This is a genomic window from Priestia sp. FSL P4-0332 (genome assembly GCF_038005845.1).
Taxonomy (GTDB): domain Bacteria; phylum Bacillota; class Bacilli; order Bacillales; family Bacillaceae_H; genus Priestia.
The window spans coordinates 4212939-4227926 of the sequence record NZ_JBBOUA010000001.1 but is presented as its reverse complement, the minus strand read 5'-3'; the positions used below and the strand labels follow the sequence as shown (position 1 = coordinate 4227926).

17 protein-coding genes are annotated in these 14988 nt (G+C 38.0%); 16 read left to right on the top strand and 1 reads right to left on the bottom strand.

What is annotated here, in order from left to right; translation table 11 throughout:
* Nucleotides 1-14: 14 nt before the first annotated feature.
* A complete protein-coding gene (fni, locus tag MKY06_RS22145) occupies nt 15-1067 on the top strand; it encodes a type 2 isopentenyl-diphosphate Delta-isomerase (RefSeq protein ID WP_013059026.1) in 1053 nt (350 codons plus the stop codon).
* A gap of 176 nt (nt 1068-1243) precedes the next feature.
* Complete coding sequence (locus MKY06_RS22140; protein ID WP_098476280.1) at nt 1244-2458, top strand: MFS transporter; 1215 nt, start codon at nt 1244-1246, stop codon at nt 2456-2458.
* 30 nt (nt 2459-2488) lie between these two features.
* On the opposite strand, the gene MKY06_RS22135 is transcribed toward MKY06_RS22140, so the two are convergent.
* Nucleotides 2489-2626, bottom strand: a complete 138-nt coding sequence (locus tag MKY06_RS22135) for a YpzI family protein (RefSeq protein WP_013059024.1) — start codon at nt 2624-2626, stop codon at nt 2489-2491.
* Nucleotides 2627-2746: 120 nt separating this feature from the next.
* On the opposite strand from MKY06_RS22135, the gene MKY06_RS22130 reads away from it, so the two are divergent.
* The 14 genes from MKY06_RS22130 (at nt 2747) to MKY06_RS22065 (ending at nt 14987) form a co-directional block, all read left to right on the top strand.
* Nucleotides 2747-3352 (top strand): YphA family membrane protein, encoded by a 606-nt coding sequence (locus MKY06_RS22130; protein WP_013059023.1) that lies wholly within the window; start codon nt 2747-2749, stop codon nt 3350-3352.
* A gap of 297 nt (nt 3353-3649) precedes the next feature.
* Entirely contained in the window at nt 3650-4960 is a 1311-nt protein-coding gene (gene der, locus MKY06_RS22125; protein WP_013059022.1) for a ribosome biogenesis GTPase Der, read from the top strand.
* A gap of 17 nt (nt 4961-4977) precedes the next feature.
* Nucleotides 4978-6009, top strand: a complete 1032-nt coding sequence (locus MKY06_RS22120) for an NAD(P)H-dependent glycerol-3-phosphate dehydrogenase (protein ID WP_013059021.1) — start codon at nt 4978-4980, stop codon at nt 6007-6009.
* Nucleotides 6010-6324: 315 nt separating this feature from the next.
* A complete protein-coding gene (locus tag MKY06_RS22115) occupies nt 6325-6528 on the top strand; it encodes a DUF2768 domain-containing protein (protein ID WP_013059020.1) in 204 nt (67 codons plus the stop codon).
* A gap of 24 nt (nt 6529-6552) precedes the next feature.
* Nucleotides 6553-7275 carry a hypothetical protein gene (locus MKY06_RS22110; protein ID WP_013059019.1) on the top strand — a complete coding sequence of 241 codons (723 nt, stop codon included), beginning with the start codon at nt 6553-6555 and terminating at the stop codon, nt 7273-7275.
* 229 nt (nt 7276-7504) lie between these two features.
* Nucleotides 7505-8983: a stage IV sporulation protein A gene (spoIVA, locus tag MKY06_RS22105; protein WP_013059017.1), complete on the top strand. Its 1479-nt coding sequence runs from the start codon at nt 7505-7507 to the stop codon at nt 8981-8983.
* Nucleotides 8984-9356: 373 nt separating this feature from the next.
* The gene (locus MKY06_RS22100) at nt 9357-9629 is read left to right on the top strand and encodes an HU family DNA-binding protein (protein WP_013059016.1); all 273 of its coding nucleotides are present in this window, start codon (nt 9357-9359) and stop codon (nt 9627-9629) included.
* Between the two features lie 148 nt (nt 9630-9777).
* Nucleotides 9778-10344, top strand: a complete 567-nt coding sequence (gene folE, locus MKY06_RS22095) for a GTP cyclohydrolase I FolE (RefSeq protein WP_013059015.1) — start codon at nt 9778-9780, stop codon at nt 10342-10344.
* A 25-nt stretch (nt 10345-10369) separates the two neighbouring features.
* Nucleotides 10370-10600: a trp RNA-binding attenuation protein MtrB gene (gene mtrB, locus MKY06_RS22090; protein ID WP_013059014.1), complete on the top strand. Its 231-nt coding sequence runs from the start codon at nt 10370-10372 to the stop codon at nt 10598-10600.
* A gap of 281 nt (nt 10601-10881) precedes the next feature.
* A complete protein-coding gene (locus MKY06_RS22085) occupies nt 10882-11673 on the top strand; it encodes a heptaprenyl diphosphate synthase component 1 (RefSeq protein ID WP_223268968.1) in 792 nt (263 codons plus the stop codon).
* Nucleotides 11674-11677: 4 nt separating this feature from the next.
* Nucleotides 11678-12382 (top strand): demethylmenaquinone methyltransferase, encoded by a 705-nt coding sequence (locus tag MKY06_RS22080; RefSeq protein WP_013059012.1) that lies wholly within the window; start codon nt 11678-11680, stop codon nt 12380-12382.
* A gap of 81 nt (nt 12383-12463) precedes the next feature.
* Nucleotides 12464-13429, top strand: coding sequence for a heptaprenyl diphosphate synthase component II (gene hepT / locus MKY06_RS22075; RefSeq protein WP_013084891.1), 966 nt, complete (start codon nt 12464-12466; stop codon nt 13427-13429).
* A gap of 115 nt (nt 13430-13544) precedes the next feature.
* Nucleotides 13545-13994 carry a nucleoside-diphosphate kinase gene (gene ndk, locus MKY06_RS22070; protein ID WP_013059010.1) on the top strand — a complete coding sequence of 150 codons (450 nt, stop codon included), beginning with the start codon at nt 13545-13547 and terminating at the stop codon, nt 13992-13994.
* Between the two features lie 210 nt (nt 13995-14204).
* Nucleotides 14205-14987, top strand: coding sequence for a CheR family methyltransferase (locus tag MKY06_RS22065; protein ID WP_098279066.1), 783 nt, complete (start codon nt 14205-14207; stop codon nt 14985-14987).
* The last annotated feature ends 1 nt before the right edge of the window (nt 14988 follow it).

Here is a 14988-nt window from a genome sequence, read left to right as displayed (position 1 = left end):
AATGGTGATGATTTGTGAGCAGAGCAAAACGTAAAATTGATCACATTCATCATGCGATTCAAACTGGACAGCATCGGCTGCACGGGCTAGATGATATTCGCTTCGTTCATAATAGCTTACCAAATACAGGCGTGCAAGATGTTCATATTGATACAAAAATTGGCGAACTTTTGTTAAGTTCGCCAATTTTTATAAATGCTATGACGGGTGGAGGCGGACAAGAAACGGAACGGATTAACCGTTCGTTTGCTCAAATTGCTCATCATGGTCAGTTAGCAATGGCCGTTGGATCGCAGATGGCTGCGATTAAAGATGAAAAGGAAGAACAATCATACAGAGTAGTGCGTCAAGAAAACCCTAACGGAATTATTTTTGCCAACCTAGGCAGTGAAGCTACAGTTGAACAAGCTAAAAAAGCGGTTGATATGCTTGAAGCAAATGGACTTCAAATTCATTTAAATGTTATACAAGAACTGGTCATGCCAGAGGGAGATCGTGATTTTACCGATGCATTACGTCGTATTGAACGCATTGTCCGAGAAGTAACCGTTCCTGTAATTGTCAAAGAAGTAGGTTTTGGGATGAGCGCTCAAGCAGTGCAAAAACTTAAAGATGTTGGTGTTGAAATCGTTGATATTGGTGGGTACGGCGGTACCAATTTTTCGAAAATCGAAAATGAAAGACGAGCAAAACATTTTCACTTCTTTAATGATTGGGGAATTTCCACAGCAGCTTCTTTAGCGGAAGTATCTCAGCACGTAGAAGGTATGTCCATTATTGGTTCAGGAGGTATTCAAACCTCTATGGATATTGCTAAGTCTATTGCGCTAGGAGCTTCTGCAACGGGAATGGCAGGATATTTTTTATCCATTTTAATGAAGTCTGGTTTAGAAGCAGTTGTAGAAGAGATAGCCGAGCTGCATGAGGAGTTAACGTTCATCATGGCTGCGTTAGGAGCAACTTCTATTGCTAAGCTTCAGCAAATGCCTCTAGTTATTACAGGGGATACCCATAGCTGGCTGACTCAGCGAAATGTATCTATAGAAACATTTAATAACAGATCATAAAAAAGCATGCAGTTGACTGCGTGCTTTTTTATTTTTTTAGAAGATGAATGATCGCGTTTCCATTTTGAAAAACAAAAAATGTTGGCAGAAGAAGTGACAAAAAGCATGAAATCCCAAACGTTAGCCCCTTATAATAAGTTAAATGAACAGAAAAATCAGAAAAAAGAGGTGGCGTAATGAAAAAGGGACATCCTATATTTACAATTTTTCTTTTCTTTTTAGGCTGGGTTTTCATGTATGCAGATCGTAATATTTTATCTCCGGTTATGGGAGATATCGGTGCGCAGTGGGATCTTAATAAAGCTGAACTTGGACTAATGTCTACCGTGTTTTTTGCAGCGTATGCAGCTATGCAAATTCCAACGGGTTTTTTGGCAGATCGATTTGGTCGCGTTAAGATCTTAGTAGCTGGATACATCTTGTTTGGAGTTGCCACATTTTTCACAGGACTTACAACTACTTTCGGTATGTTCTTACTCATGCGGGCGCTGACAGGGCTTGGAGAAGGAACGTATTATGGTTCACAATACGGAATTTCTTCAAGCATCACGTCCGAACGATACCGAGGTTTAGTGGCTGCGCTCATTAATAGTGGAATGGCTTTTGGTATATCACTTGGTTTTATCGGTTCTACATACATTACATATACGTTAGAAAAAGACTGGCAGTTTACTTTTTACTTATTTGCTATTCCGACTATAGTAATAGCTATTTTAATAGCTTTCTTTGTAAAAGATAAGCAAAGGGATCAAGAAAAAAATGCGCCAAATAAAGAAACAAAGCAGTCGCTAAAAGTATTATTTACAAGAAATCATATTTTCGTATACATTTTAATCTTCTGCTCTCTTTACGGATTTTTTGGGATGCTTACGTGGCTTCCGTATTATTTACAGCACTCGCGAGGCTTAGAAGGGTCTCAAACAGGCATCATAGCATCTTTAGTACCTTGGGCGTCTATTCCAGGAGCAATCTTCTTTGGATATATATCTGATCGAATTGCAAATAAAAAAGCATTAATTGTGAGTTTGTCAGTAGCGGGCGCTTTATGTCAATTTTTTATTCCCTATACAGAGAGTTATTCTTGGCTATTAATCGGCTTAATTGTGTACGGTCTGATAGGTAAATTAGCATTAGATCCGATTTTGATTTCGTATATAGCGGATATTACTCCATCGTCCATGTACTCTAAAGTGTACGGTTTTTTTAACTTCAGCGGCATGCTGTCATCGATCTTTGCACCTTACATTACCGGATATTTTGCAGATAAACTTGGAAGTATGGAATTCGGATTTTATTTGTCAGGAGCACTATTGTTAGTGGGAGGAGTTCTCTTTTTGTTTACAGGAAAGAAAGAACGTTCCTATCCTGTTTCACATCCAGTTTTAAAATAAAAAATGCGCTGACTAAGTCAGCGCATTTTTTTATTTGTGCTCATTTAACTCGCGCGCTTCTTCAGGACTTTGCAAGCTAGTTGCTCCCGGATAGTGAAGTCCTTGATCACGGTCAGATTCAACTCGTTTTGATTCTTTTAATTTTTTCTCTTGACGATCTTTTCCCATTTTAGTTTCCCTCCTTTTTTCTGATAGGTTGTCCAAAATAAAGGGTTCTATTCTAAAACTCCGATTAAGTTTTACCAAATTGATACATACTGATGACAGGTAGAGGAGGTGCCATATTCAGTGGACGGAATTTTCTTTTATTGGCTTTCGTGGATGGGATGGATTGTTGCGACTTTTCTTATGCCCAAAACACCTAGGCGTTGGAAGGTAGCAGCCATTATATTAATCAGTATACTCCTAAGCGGAATGAACATGCATATGGCTCAGTTTTCATGTAGCTACACCGCTTTGTTTTTAGTGGGAGTAGCGTGTGTTTATGCTTCAGGCTACAGCAGGTTTCAGCAGTTATATTATGTTATTGTATGCGGCATTATAATAATTGCCTATGCTGGTTTTTGTTTACTTGAGCTCTATGATCCTGTATGGATTTTTATTGATCGTAAGTGGATTTTGACTGGACTTATCTTATATATTTGCTTTATGGTGATTAAAGATGCTGAAAAAAGATTCGCAGCGATCATTTTAGGTGTAGTTGGAGGAGATTTTTTATACGCAGTTGTTATTCGAGATATTGCATCTTATGAAGTAGGGTCTCTTCGGACACTCGACGTTTTAGCAACAGCAGTAGGAACTATGTTTATTTGGGAGATGCTGGTTTATTTTTCTGCTTATTTAGATTTGTACGTGCTGAAGTCTCACAGGCAAAAGCAAAGTACTTACAAATAGAAGAAGAGATTTCGTAAAATTATATTGTTGTTACCGGTGATTTTTGATAAAATTGTTTGATTGAAAGAGTAATGCTTATTCAGCGGATAGGCAGTTAATCAGCTTGGTGTAAAATAGAGCTGATAAAAAGCCTGCTTTATCGCTTATGATCGATTAGTAGAGGTCATGCCACGCTGCATGGCCTCAATTTTTGAAAAAAGAATGATCTTATTTATTTGTACATGTAGATAAATACCTTTAGTCGATTAAAGACTGGTTGCCGATACATAAAAAAGATCAAGGAAAGGGAAGAATCGTATGCCAAAACCAATTATTGCGATTGTTGGTCGTCCCAACGTAGGAAAATCAACAATTTTCAACCGAATTGTAGGAGAGCGAGTATCTATTGTAGAAGATATTCCGGGTGTAACTCGTGATCGTATCTATAGTTCAGGTGAGTGGCTGAATGTGGACTTTAACATTATTGATACTGGCGGTATTGATATTGGAGATGAGCCATTTTTAGAACAGATCAAACAGCAGGCAGAAATTGCAATTGATGAAGCGGACGTAATCATTTTTCTAGTGAATGGACGCGATGGAATTACTGCAGCTGATGAAGAAGTGGCGAAAATTTTATACAAATCCAAAAAGCCTGTGGTCCTAGCTGTTAATAAAGTAGATAATCCTGAAATGAGAGAATTAATCTATGATTTCTACGCACTAGGATATGGAGAACCGTTCCCAATCTCAGGAACGCATGGTTTAGGTTTAGGTGACCTGCTAGACGAGGCAGCTAAGCACTTTCCAAAAGAAAAAGACGAAGATTACGGAGAAGACGTCATTAAATTTTCATTGATTGGTCGTCCTAACGTAGGGAAATCTTCATTAGTTAATGCTCTTCTAGGTGAAGACCGTGTTATTGTCAGTGATCTTGCCGGCACGACACGCGATGCTATTGATACAAAGTTTACAAAAGAAGATCAAGAATATGTTGTTATTGATACAGCTGGAATGAGAAAGCGTGGAAAAGTGTACGAGAGTACTGAAAAATACAGCGTACTGCGCGCATTAAAGGCAATTGAACGCTCAGATGTTGTCTTAGTTGTATTAAATGCTGAAGAGGGTATTATTGAACAAGATAAGAAAATTGCCGGCTATGCACAAGAAGCTGGAAAAGCTGTTGTCATCGTTGTGAACAAATGGGATACAGTAGAAAAAGATGAAAAAACAATGAAAAAATTTGAAGAAAATATACGTGAGCATTTTCAGTTCTTAACATATGCTCCAATTGTATTCCTTTCAGCTAAAACGAAAAAACGTACGCATACGCTATTGCCAATGATTGATCTTGCAAGCGAAAGCCATGCGGTACGTGTAGAAACAAGCATCTTAAATGATGTGATTATGGATGCAGTAGCAATGAACCCTACGCCTACTCACAACGGCAACCGCTTAAAGATCTATTACACAACTCAAGTAGCAATCAAGCCGCCAACTTTTGTTGTGTTTGTAAATGATCCTGAGCTAATGCACTTTTCATATAAACGTTTCTTAGAAAATAAGCTTCGTGAAGCTTTTGGATTCGAAGGAACTCCAATTAAAATTATTGCAAGACCAAGAAAATAACAGAGGATGTGATCGGCGTGGAAAGAATAGCTGTACTAGGAGCAGGAAGCTGGGGAACTGCATTAGCTTTCGTATTGGCGGAAAATGGACACGATGTTCGCATTTGGGGACATAGACAACAAGTCATTGATCAAATCAACGAGACGCATCAGAATGAAAAATATTTGCCTGGTGTAGAGCTTCCTCATCAGATTAAAGGTTTTACGTCATTAGAAAAGGCAATAGAGGGTGTTGAAACCCTTATTTTAGCTGTTCCAACGAAGGCCATTCGTGAAGTGTTGCAGCAGCTAAAATCCCTTACCGATGAACTGTTTACAATTGTTCACGTGAGTAAAGGGATTGAACCTGATTCTCTTTTACGTATATCTCAAATGATTCAACAAGAAATTGATACAAAAGACATCGTTGTCTTATCAGGTCCGAGTCATGCTGAAGAGGTAAGTAGAAGGCAGCCGACAACCGTGACGTCAGCTTCAACAAATATACAAGCAGCAGAAAAAGTGCAGGATTTATTTAATAATCAACAGTACTTCCGTGTTTATACAAATCCTGATGTGATTGGTGTGGAAATTGGGGGAGCGTTAAAAAATATTATTGCTCTTGCTGCTGGTATCACGGATGGACTTGGATATGGTGACAATGCGAAGGCCGCTCTTATGACTCGTGGCTTAGCTGAAATCGCTCGTTTAGGTACTGTGCTTGGCGCCAATCCTCTGACGTTCTCAGGTTTAACCGGGATTGGGGACTTGATTGTAACGTGTACAAGCGTTCATTCTCGAAATTGGCGCGCTGGTAATCTTCTTGGGAAAGGCAAAAATTTAGACGAAGTATTAGAAAATATGGGAATGGTTGTAGAAGGTGTACGCACGACGAAAGCAGCTTACCAGCTATCTCAAAAATATGACGTAAAAATGCCGATTGCTGATGCTTTATATAATGTACTGTTTAATGATGTGAAGGCAAAGGATGCAGTAGACGCGCTTATGTCTCGTACTAAAACACATGAAATGGAAGATTTAGCGAATGTTTTAGGAGAAAAATTAAATTAAGTGCAAAGAAATATGAAAAAATAGGCAATTGGCGATACCCAAAATCATTTACTTGCATAAAATAACGTGTAAATAAAGATGAGTAGAACTGTTAGTATGGGAATATTTAGTTATGATCGAAGCGAAGAGCCCCCTTCGCTTCGATTTTTTTTATGCGAAAAAGCAGGAATTTGTCAATTTAATAGGAAAGTAATTACTATAGAGCATGAATCACTGGAAGGTAAATAAATAGTGAATTTAGAAAGTTCTATCAATATCCATCTTAACTATAAGTCCTTATGTTATAATAACGGTGAAAAAAGGAGTGGATGCAATTTGTCGCCAGGTTTGTTAAAGATGTGGATTTCATTGGGTTCCATTGTATTTATGTTTATTTCGGTATTTTCTATTTACTTTAGTCGTTATAAAATTACGAACCGCATTGGTAAAATTGTACTCGCTTTCATTGCCTATTCGCTTATGATTGTAGCAGGTCTTATTATGGTAATTGTTGTATTCAGCGGGCCGACAGATGCTTAATGTACATATGGTAGGGTGAGAAAAATGAAAAAATTCATGCTAACGTCTATTGTTGGGTTAACCATTTTTATATTATCCGGTTGTTTGTACCCGGCGGAAAGAATGTCTCAAAATCAAGTTCCTTATAAAGATCAAGTTGCTTCCGTGCAAACGGCGGTTGATCAATTTAAACAAGAAAGCGGAGGCTTATTGCCGATAAAAACGAAAGATATGGACACGCCGATTTATCAAAAATATCCGATTGACTTTACGAAAATTGTTCCTAGATACATGCAAGACGCACCTGGGAATTCGTATGAAAGCGGAGGGATATTTGCGTACGTGCTTGTGGATGCAGAAACAAAGCCGACGGTTAAATTATTAGACTTACGGATGGCGGATACGATTCAAGATGTTAACGTACATTTGAATATATACCGTCAAAATCATAAAGGGTACGTACCGTTTAAAGACGTCATCGCTCCCGGCGTATTCTCTATTAATTATAAAAAATTGAATATGAAAGAGCCTCCTGTCGTTACTAGCCCATATACAGGGAATAGTCTTTCTTTAATTGTTAATGGACAGGGAGATGTATTTGTAGATTATCGCCCTGATTTGTATGATGCCATTCAAAAACATAAAAGCTCCTACAAACCTGGTGAAGATATACGAAAGCTCCTTGTGGAAAACAGTGATTTTGTACCTGCTTACTCTCTTCCTTATACAGTCAACGATAAGAATGAACCAATATTTTTAAAAAAATAAGTCATGAACCCCTTCTCCTTGAATAATATTCAGAGAGAAGGGGTTTTCTCTTTCTTGTACACCAATAATGATAATCAGAATGACTAAGTCAGCATGTGCATGAAAAAAATCATAAATTTTTCTATCAAAAGTCATATTTTAATAGGACAACGTCATAACTATATAGTGTCCTAATTTACTCTCGCAATGGATGTCATATTCCATGAACTCATAGATCGGAGGGGATCTTTTGGAAAAGGTGGATGTATTTAAAGATATCGCTGAACGTACAGGAGGCGATATATATTTAGGTGTGGTGGGAGCAGTTCGAACAGGAAAATCTACATTTATTAAAAAATTTATGGAGCTGGTGGTCCTGCCTCACATCGAGAACGAGGCAGAAAGAGCTCGCACACAAGATGAACTACCACAAAGTGCAGCTGGAAAAACGATTATGACAACTGAGCCGAAATTCGTACCGAATCAAGCAGTTAATGTTTTGGTAGATGACGGGCTAGAAGTTAACATACGGTTAGTAGATTGTGTAGGATATACGGTGCCTGGCGCTAAAGGGTACGAAGATGAAAACGGACCTCGAATGATCAATACACCTTGGTATGAAGAACCAATTCCATTTCACGAAGCGGCTGAAATTGGAACGAGAAAGGTAATTCAAGAACACTCAACGATTGGTGTCGTCATTACAACAGATGGCTCAATTGGAGATATACCTCGTCAAGATTACGTGGAAGCAGAAGAGCGCGTCATTAATGAGCTAAAAGAAGTAGGCAAACCATTTATCATGGTTATTAATACCGTACAGCCATATCATCCTGATACAGAAAAGCTTCGTGCAAAGCTTAATGAAAAATATGATATTCCAGTATTAGCGATGAGTGTGGAAAGCATGCGCGATACTGATGTGATGAACGTATTAAGAGAAGCACTCTACGAGTTCCCTGTATTAGAAGTCAACGTTAATCTACCAAGCTGGGTAATGGTTTTAAAAGATAAACATTGGCTGCGTGAAAGCTATCAAGAAGCCGTTAAAGAAACGGTAAAAGATATTAAGAGGCTGAGAGACGTTGAACGGGTAGTAGAGCAATTTAGCCAGTTTGAGTTTATCGATCAGGCTCGATTAGCCGGAATTGAGATGGGGCAGGGAATTGCCGAAATTGACTTATATGCTCCAGATGACTTATACGATCAGATTTTGAAAGAAATCGTGGGAGTAGAAATTCGCGGAAGAGATCATTTGCTGCAGTTAATGCAAGATTTTGTGCATGCAAAAACCGAGTATGATCAAGTCTCTGATGCCCTTCGTATGGTTAAACAAACGGGTTATGGTGTAGCTGCACCTTCGCTTTCGGATATGAGCCTTGATGAACCTGAAATTATTCGCCAAGGATCGCGTTTTGGGGTTCGTTTAAAAGCAGTGGCACCTTCTATACACATGATTAAAGTGGATGTAGAATCAGAATTTGCGCCGATTATCGGAACGGAGAAGCAAAGCGAAGAATTAGTTCGTTATTTGATGCAAGACTTTGAAGATGATCCGCTTTCAATTTGGAATTCAGATATATTTGGCCGCTCTCTAAGTTCAATCGTAAGAGAAGGGATTCAAGGAAAGCTGTCGCTGATGCCTGAAAATGCGCGATATAAGTTAAAAGAAACGCTAGAACGGATTATTAACGAAGGATCTGGAGGTTTAATCGCGATTATTTTATAAGAATGTAACGTTAGGCTCCTCATAAAGGAGCCTCTTCTTTTTGGATAGAACATACAAAACTTTACATATATTGTGATAGATCGCGTGGTTATCTTATTCCTGCGTTATTTTCTGCTTGCTATGCCTTGTTCAATATGTTAATCTTTTAACAGAAATCGATCGATCATACTGTTTTCATTACATACATACGGCAGATGAATGAAAAACATTGAATTATTTAGTTCAATCGTTTATGATTAGGCTTGTCGATACATAGGTTATGTATAATATCCATTTGTTTTGTTAAAGAATGAGATATAACGAATTACTAGATTCCTTTTCTAACAAGGTTTTTAGTTATTATATGATCCGATTTTGGGAGGAGGTGAATGGCATGAACAAGACAGAATTAATTAATGCTGTTGCAGAAGCAAGTGAGCTTTCAAAAAAGGATGCTACAAAAGCAGTTGATGCTGTTTTCGATACAATTTTAGAAGCTTTAAAAGCTGAGGACAAAGTTCAACTTATCGGTTTTGGTAACTTCGAAGTACGTGAACGTGCTGCTCGTAAAGGACGCAATCCACAAACTGGCGAAGAAATCGAAATTCCTGCTAGCAAAGTTCCTGCATTCAAACCAGGTAAAGCTCTTAAAGATGCTGTAAAATAATATCTACATAAAATGGCTTTATTCATAGCCGTTGATGAAGAGCTTTGAAAGGTCGCACATTTGCGACCTTTCTTTTTTGCCTTTGGTATATACATATGCTAGAATTTTTTTCATAAAGTCGTAATGCAACGAATTGGAGGGCAACAACATGTCATCTGTAAATAAACCACAGATCGAACAAGCCGTGAGACTAATTTTAGAAGCAATTGGCGAAGATCCAAACCGTGAAGGATTATTAGATACCCCAAAGCGAGTAGCTAAAATGTATGAGGAAGTCTTTTCCGGGTTGAATGAAGATCCAAAAGAGCATTTTAAAACAGTTTTTGGAGAAGACCATGAAGAGCTAGTGCTTGTAAAAGATATTCCTTTTTACTCTATGTGTGAACATCACTTAGTTCCTTTTTATGGAAAAGCTCATGTTGCGTATATTCCAAAAGGCGGACGAGTGACCGGTTTAAGTAAGCTGGCAAGAGCGGTAGAAGCTGTTGCGAAACGTCCTCAGCTTCAGGAGAGAATTACATCTACAGTTGCGGATTCTATTGTAGAAACATTAGAGCCGCACGGGGTAATGGTAGTAGTGGAAGCAGAGCACATGTGTATGACCATGCGAGGCATTAAAAAGCCTGGAGCTATGACAATCACTTCTGCTGTACGTGGAGTGTTAGAACACGATGCAAGTTCTAGAGCTGAAGTTTTATCACTGATTAAATCATAATGTGGATGATGAAGGAGAAGAGAATATGACACAAAAAGGAACGCCCGAGTATATTGTCATTAAAGCGGTCGAAGATGGAGTTAACGTAATTGGATTAACGCGAGGAGCAGATACGCGATTTCATCATTCAGAAAAACTAGATAAAGGCGAAGTAATGATTGCGCAGTTTACTGAGCATACATCCGCAATTAAAATTCGTGGCAAAGCCGTCATTCAGACTGTTCACGGAGAAATTGAATCCGATACGAAAAAATAAGCAGGGATTTTCCTGCTTTTATTTATATTTAAAATAAATGAATAAGAACAGGAAAAACATGGTGAAACTAAAAGCAATATCTTAAATTACTGTCTGAGAAATCCAGATGGTATGTAGATGAACGGTGTTCAAGCGGATGAGCAGCTAAATGATTTAAACCGTGAAAAAGCTTCAAAAGAATTTAAAGGGTATTTTATAATGTAATTATGTTATAATTGACACTATCGATTTGGAGTTAAAAGAACTTTAAACAAATAGTGATGGAAAGGGAGACAAGGATGATGAGCGTAAAAACCATCTATGATATTGTGGCCAACATGAAAGAACAGCTTCATGTTGAATTAAGTCATCCATATGTAAAAAAATATATTCATCATCCGCGTATTGATGAAAATAGATTACTGTACATGTGTTCGTTCTTAGATACTCTTTCAATGGAAGAAGAAAAAAAGAACAGCTCTGTGCTATCTGTGATGCTCGTTCAAACCGCACTTGATACCCACGATCTAGTCTCCACTCAAAATGTTAGCGGAAATGAAGGAAAGCTGCATGAGCGGCAGCTGGTAGTTTTGGCCGGAGATTATTACAGCGGCCTGTACTATTACTATTTAGCTCAAAGCAACCAGCTGAATTTAATGAAAGTTATAGCATCTGCTATTAAAGAAATTAATATCGCTAAGATACACATTTATAACAATCGCTCTACTAATCCACACGACGTTATGAATAGTTTTTTAGCAGCAGAATCATCGTTTGTAAGATGCTTATGTGACTATTTTGAACGTGAAGAGTGGAAAGAACTTTTAAAACATGCAGCGTATTTGAACGGGATATTAAAGCAATTAAAGTCATTACAGCATAAAGAGCCTACTCTCTTGCTAAACTATTGCAAACAAATTGGCATGAATCAAGAGCAAATAAAAGAACACCTTTATTCGTATACTCAACAGTCTGTAAACATTGTTAGAGGATACTTACGAAGTGAATTTGTGATGAATGAGTTTTTAAGAGAGCACTTAGATGAACTGACATCTAGCTTAGAAGTGCTGAAAAATGTCGTAGGAGAAGGATAGAGATATGCAGCAATCAAAAGAACAGCGTGTCCATGGCGTATTTGAAAAAATATACAAAAATTATGATCAAATGAATTCTGTTATTAGTTTTCAGCGTCATAAGGCATGGCGCAAAGATACGATGAAGCGAATGAATGTTCAAAAAGGAACAAAAGCTTTAGATGTTTGTTGCGGAACTGCGGATTGGACGCTAGCTATGGCTGAAGCAGTTGGAGAAACAGGAGAGGCAGTTGGCCTGGATTTTAGTCAAAATATGCTAAAGATTGGTGAAGAGAAAGTAAAAAACTCACCTTTTTCAAATATTACCTTACTACATGGCAATGCAATGGAACTTCCTTTTGAAGATAATTCATTTGACTATGTAACGATTGGATTCGGACTGCGCAACGTGCCCGATTACCTTCAAGTTTTAAAGGAAATGCAGCGCGTCGTGAAACCTGGCGGAAAAGTGGTTTGCCTTGAAACGTCTCAGCCCACGATGATCGGCTACCGACAAATGTACTTGCTTTACTTTAAGTATATTATGCCTGCGCTTGGAAAGATGGTCGCTAAAAGCTATGATGAATATTCATGGCTTCAAGAGTCAGCAAGGGACTTTCCAGGTCAAAAGCAATTGGCTGATATGTTCCGTGAAGCCGGTTTGACAGATGTTGAAGTGAAATCTTACACAGGTGGAGTAGCAGCGATGCATCTAGGGTACAAACGATAAAAGAGAAAAAGCTTGTCCTACAGGTGCAACAGCCTGTAGGATAAGGAGTAAAGAATGAATATATAATGCAAGGTGAGTCCAATGAAACTAAAAATGATGTACGCTTTTTTGAATACGGATATTACCCTTATTGAGAAAGAACTTGAACAAACTGTTCATACCGATGAAACACTTATCACAGATGCTTCTCTTCACCTTTTACAAGCAGGGGGGAAACGAATTCGCCCTGTATTTGTTTTGTTGGCAGCTAAATTTGGGCATTACAACATCGACCAAATCAAACACGTGGCAGTAGCGCTTGAGCTGATTCATATGGCGTCTCTTGTTCATGATGATGTTATTGATGACGCTGATAAGCGACGCGGAAAACCAACAATTAAGGCAAAATGGGACAATCGTATTGCTATGTATACAGGGGATTACATCTTTGCTCGTGCGCTTGAAGTTATGAGCGAGGTTAAAGATGTGGAAGCACATAAAATTTTATCTAATACGATGGTGGAATTAACGCTCGGTGAAATTGAACAGATTAAGGACAAATACAACCTAAACCAAAACTTACGCGTGTATCTGCGTAGAATTAAACGTAAAACGGCACTGCTAATTGCTGCAAGCTGTCAGTTAGGCGCAATTGCAGCGGGAGCTCCTGAAGATATACATAAACGTTTATTTTGGTTTGGATATTACGTGGGAATGTCATTTCAAATTACCGATGACATTTTAGATTTTATCTCATCAGAAGAACAGCTTGGGAAACCAGTTGGCAGCGACTTACTGCAAGGAAATATTACGCTGCCAGTTTTGTATGCCATTGAAAATGCTGAGTTTCGAGATAAAGTAGAACAGCTTTTCGAGAGGGAATATGAGCAAGAGCTGATCAATGAAATTATTTCTGATATTAAATCTTCTAACGCCATTGAACGTTCATTTGAGATGAGCGATCGTTATCTGCAAAAAGCGATGAGCATTTTAGAAGAACTGCCGCCAAACAAGGCGAAAAAAACGCTGCATCAAATTGCGAAGTACATTGGAAAACGGAAATTTTGATTTATTTACTTTCATAAGTTGTAAACTGCTCGAAACAATGTTAATATCTTCATGAGGTGTGATTGCGCTTTCAAAACTTGTTTACATATCATGAACTTCAGGGGTGGAGAGTAAAATGATACAAAAAACGTTTTTAATGGTCAAACCAGACGGGGTACAAAGAAGCATTATTGGTGAGGTTATTTCTCGCTTTGAGAAAAAAGGTTTTCAATTAGTCGGAGCTAAGCTTATGCATATTTCGCAGGAATTAGCTGAAACACACTACGGTGAACATAAAGAGAAACCTTTCTTCGGTGAGTTAGTGAAATTTATCACATCAGGTCCAGTTTTTGCTATGGTATGGGAAGGTGAAAACGTGATTTCAGTATCACGTCAAATGGTGGGGAAAACTAACCCTCAAGAAGCGCTTCCTGGAACTATTCGAGGTGACTATGGACTGATTGTCGATAAGAATATTATTCACGGCTCAGATTCACCAGAAAGTGCGGAGCGTGAAATCAGCTTATTCTTTGAAAGTGAAGAGCTGACTTTCTATAAAAAAGACGCAGACGCTTGGATTTACTAATTTAGATAGCGCAAGGAGACGAATGAATTTTCATTCGTCTTTTTTATTGTGTTTATACATAGGTCCTAAGCTATTGATTGCGAATATCTCTCTACATAAACATTTTCACAATGTATTCCGATATATTAGTAAGGAGATAAGCGTATATAAAGGTTTTATTTCTTTATACGTCTAACATCAACGTATAGAAATGAGAAAGGAGAGTCAAAAATGATAGATGAATACGACGCGTTTGTGGAGAAAATAAAAATAAAAACAGGCATTGATTTATCACTATATAAGCAGTCTCAAATGAAACGCCGCCTTACCTCCCTATATGAAAAAAAAGGTTTTTCTAGTTTTTTTGAATATTATCGAGCAATGAACAGTAACAACGAACTGCTTGAGGAGTTTTTAGATCGGATGACGATTAACGTGTCAGAGTTTTATCGCAACTATCAGCGGTGGGATATATTGGAGCAAAAAATTTTACCGACTCTTGTAAAAGGAAAAACAGACCTGAAAGTGTGGAGCGCTGCCTGTTCAACAGGGGAAGAGCCATATACACTAGCGATGGTTTTATCGACATTTTTTCCTCTTTCGCGTATTTCTATATTGGCAACCGATTTGGATGAAAAAGTGATAGAAAAAGCAAAAATAGGCTTTTATGATGAACGTTCACTTCAGGAAATGCCTGTTTCGATGAAAAATAAGTACTTTCAACAAAGAGGAACCGGGTACTTATTAGATGAAAAAATCAAAAAAACAGTTGTTTTTCAAAAACATAACTTACTGTCAGACTCTTTTCCAAAAAACATTGACTTGATTGTTTGTCGCAATGTGCTTATTTATTTTACAGATGAAGCTAAGCATGCTTTATATGAAAAATTCAGCAGAGCTTTAGCACCTGGCGGCATCTTATTTGTAGGTAGCACAGAACAGGTTTTTACTCCGCAAAAGTATGGATTTGAAACGGCTGATACGTTTTTTTACAGAAAAGTAAAGACCATTTAAT

Excerpts from the sequence above, each read along its gene's own strand:
- MKY06_RS22140 (WP_098476280.1), top strand. The coding sequence starts at position 1,244 with ATGAAAAAGGGACATCCTATATTTACAATTTTTCTTTTCTTTTTAGGC.
- MKY06_RS22135 (WP_013059024.1), bottom strand. The coding sequence starts at position 2,626 with ATGGGAAAAGATCGTCAAGAGAAAAAATTAAAAGAATCAAAACGAGTT.
- der (WP_013059022.1), top strand. The coding sequence starts at position 3,650 with ATGCCAAAACCAATTATTGCGATTGTTGGTCGTCCCAACGTAGGAAAA.
- MKY06_RS22110 (WP_013059019.1), top strand. The coding sequence starts at position 6,553 with ATGAAAAAATTCATGCTAACGTCTATTGTTGGGTTAACCATTTTTATA.
- MKY06_RS22100 (WP_013059016.1), top strand. The coding sequence starts at position 9,357 with ATGAACAAGACAGAATTAATTAATGCTGTTGCAGAAGCAAGTGAGCTT.
- folE (WP_013059015.1), top strand. The coding sequence starts at position 9,778 with ATGTCATCTGTAAATAAACCACAGATCGAACAAGCCGTGAGACTAATT.
- mtrB (WP_013059014.1), top strand. The coding sequence starts at position 10,370 with ATGACACAAAAAGGAACGCCCGAGTATATTGTCATTAAAGCGGTCGAA.
- MKY06_RS22085 (WP_223268968.1), top strand. The coding sequence starts at position 10,882 with ATGAGCGTAAAAACCATCTATGATATTGTGGCCAACATGAAAGAACAG.
- MKY06_RS22080 (WP_013059012.1), top strand. The coding sequence starts at position 11,678 with ATGCAGCAATCAAAAGAACAGCGTGTCCATGGCGTATTTGAAAAAATA.
- hepT (WP_013084891.1), top strand. The coding sequence starts at position 12,464 with ATGAAACTAAAAATGATGTACGCTTTTTTGAATACGGATATTACCCTT.
- ndk (WP_013059010.1), top strand. The coding sequence starts at position 13,545 with ATGATACAAAAAACGTTTTTAATGGTCAAACCAGACGGGGTACAAAGA.
- MKY06_RS22065 (WP_098279066.1), top strand. The coding sequence starts at position 14,205 with ATGATAGATGAATACGACGCGTTTGTGGAGAAAATAAAAATAAAAACA.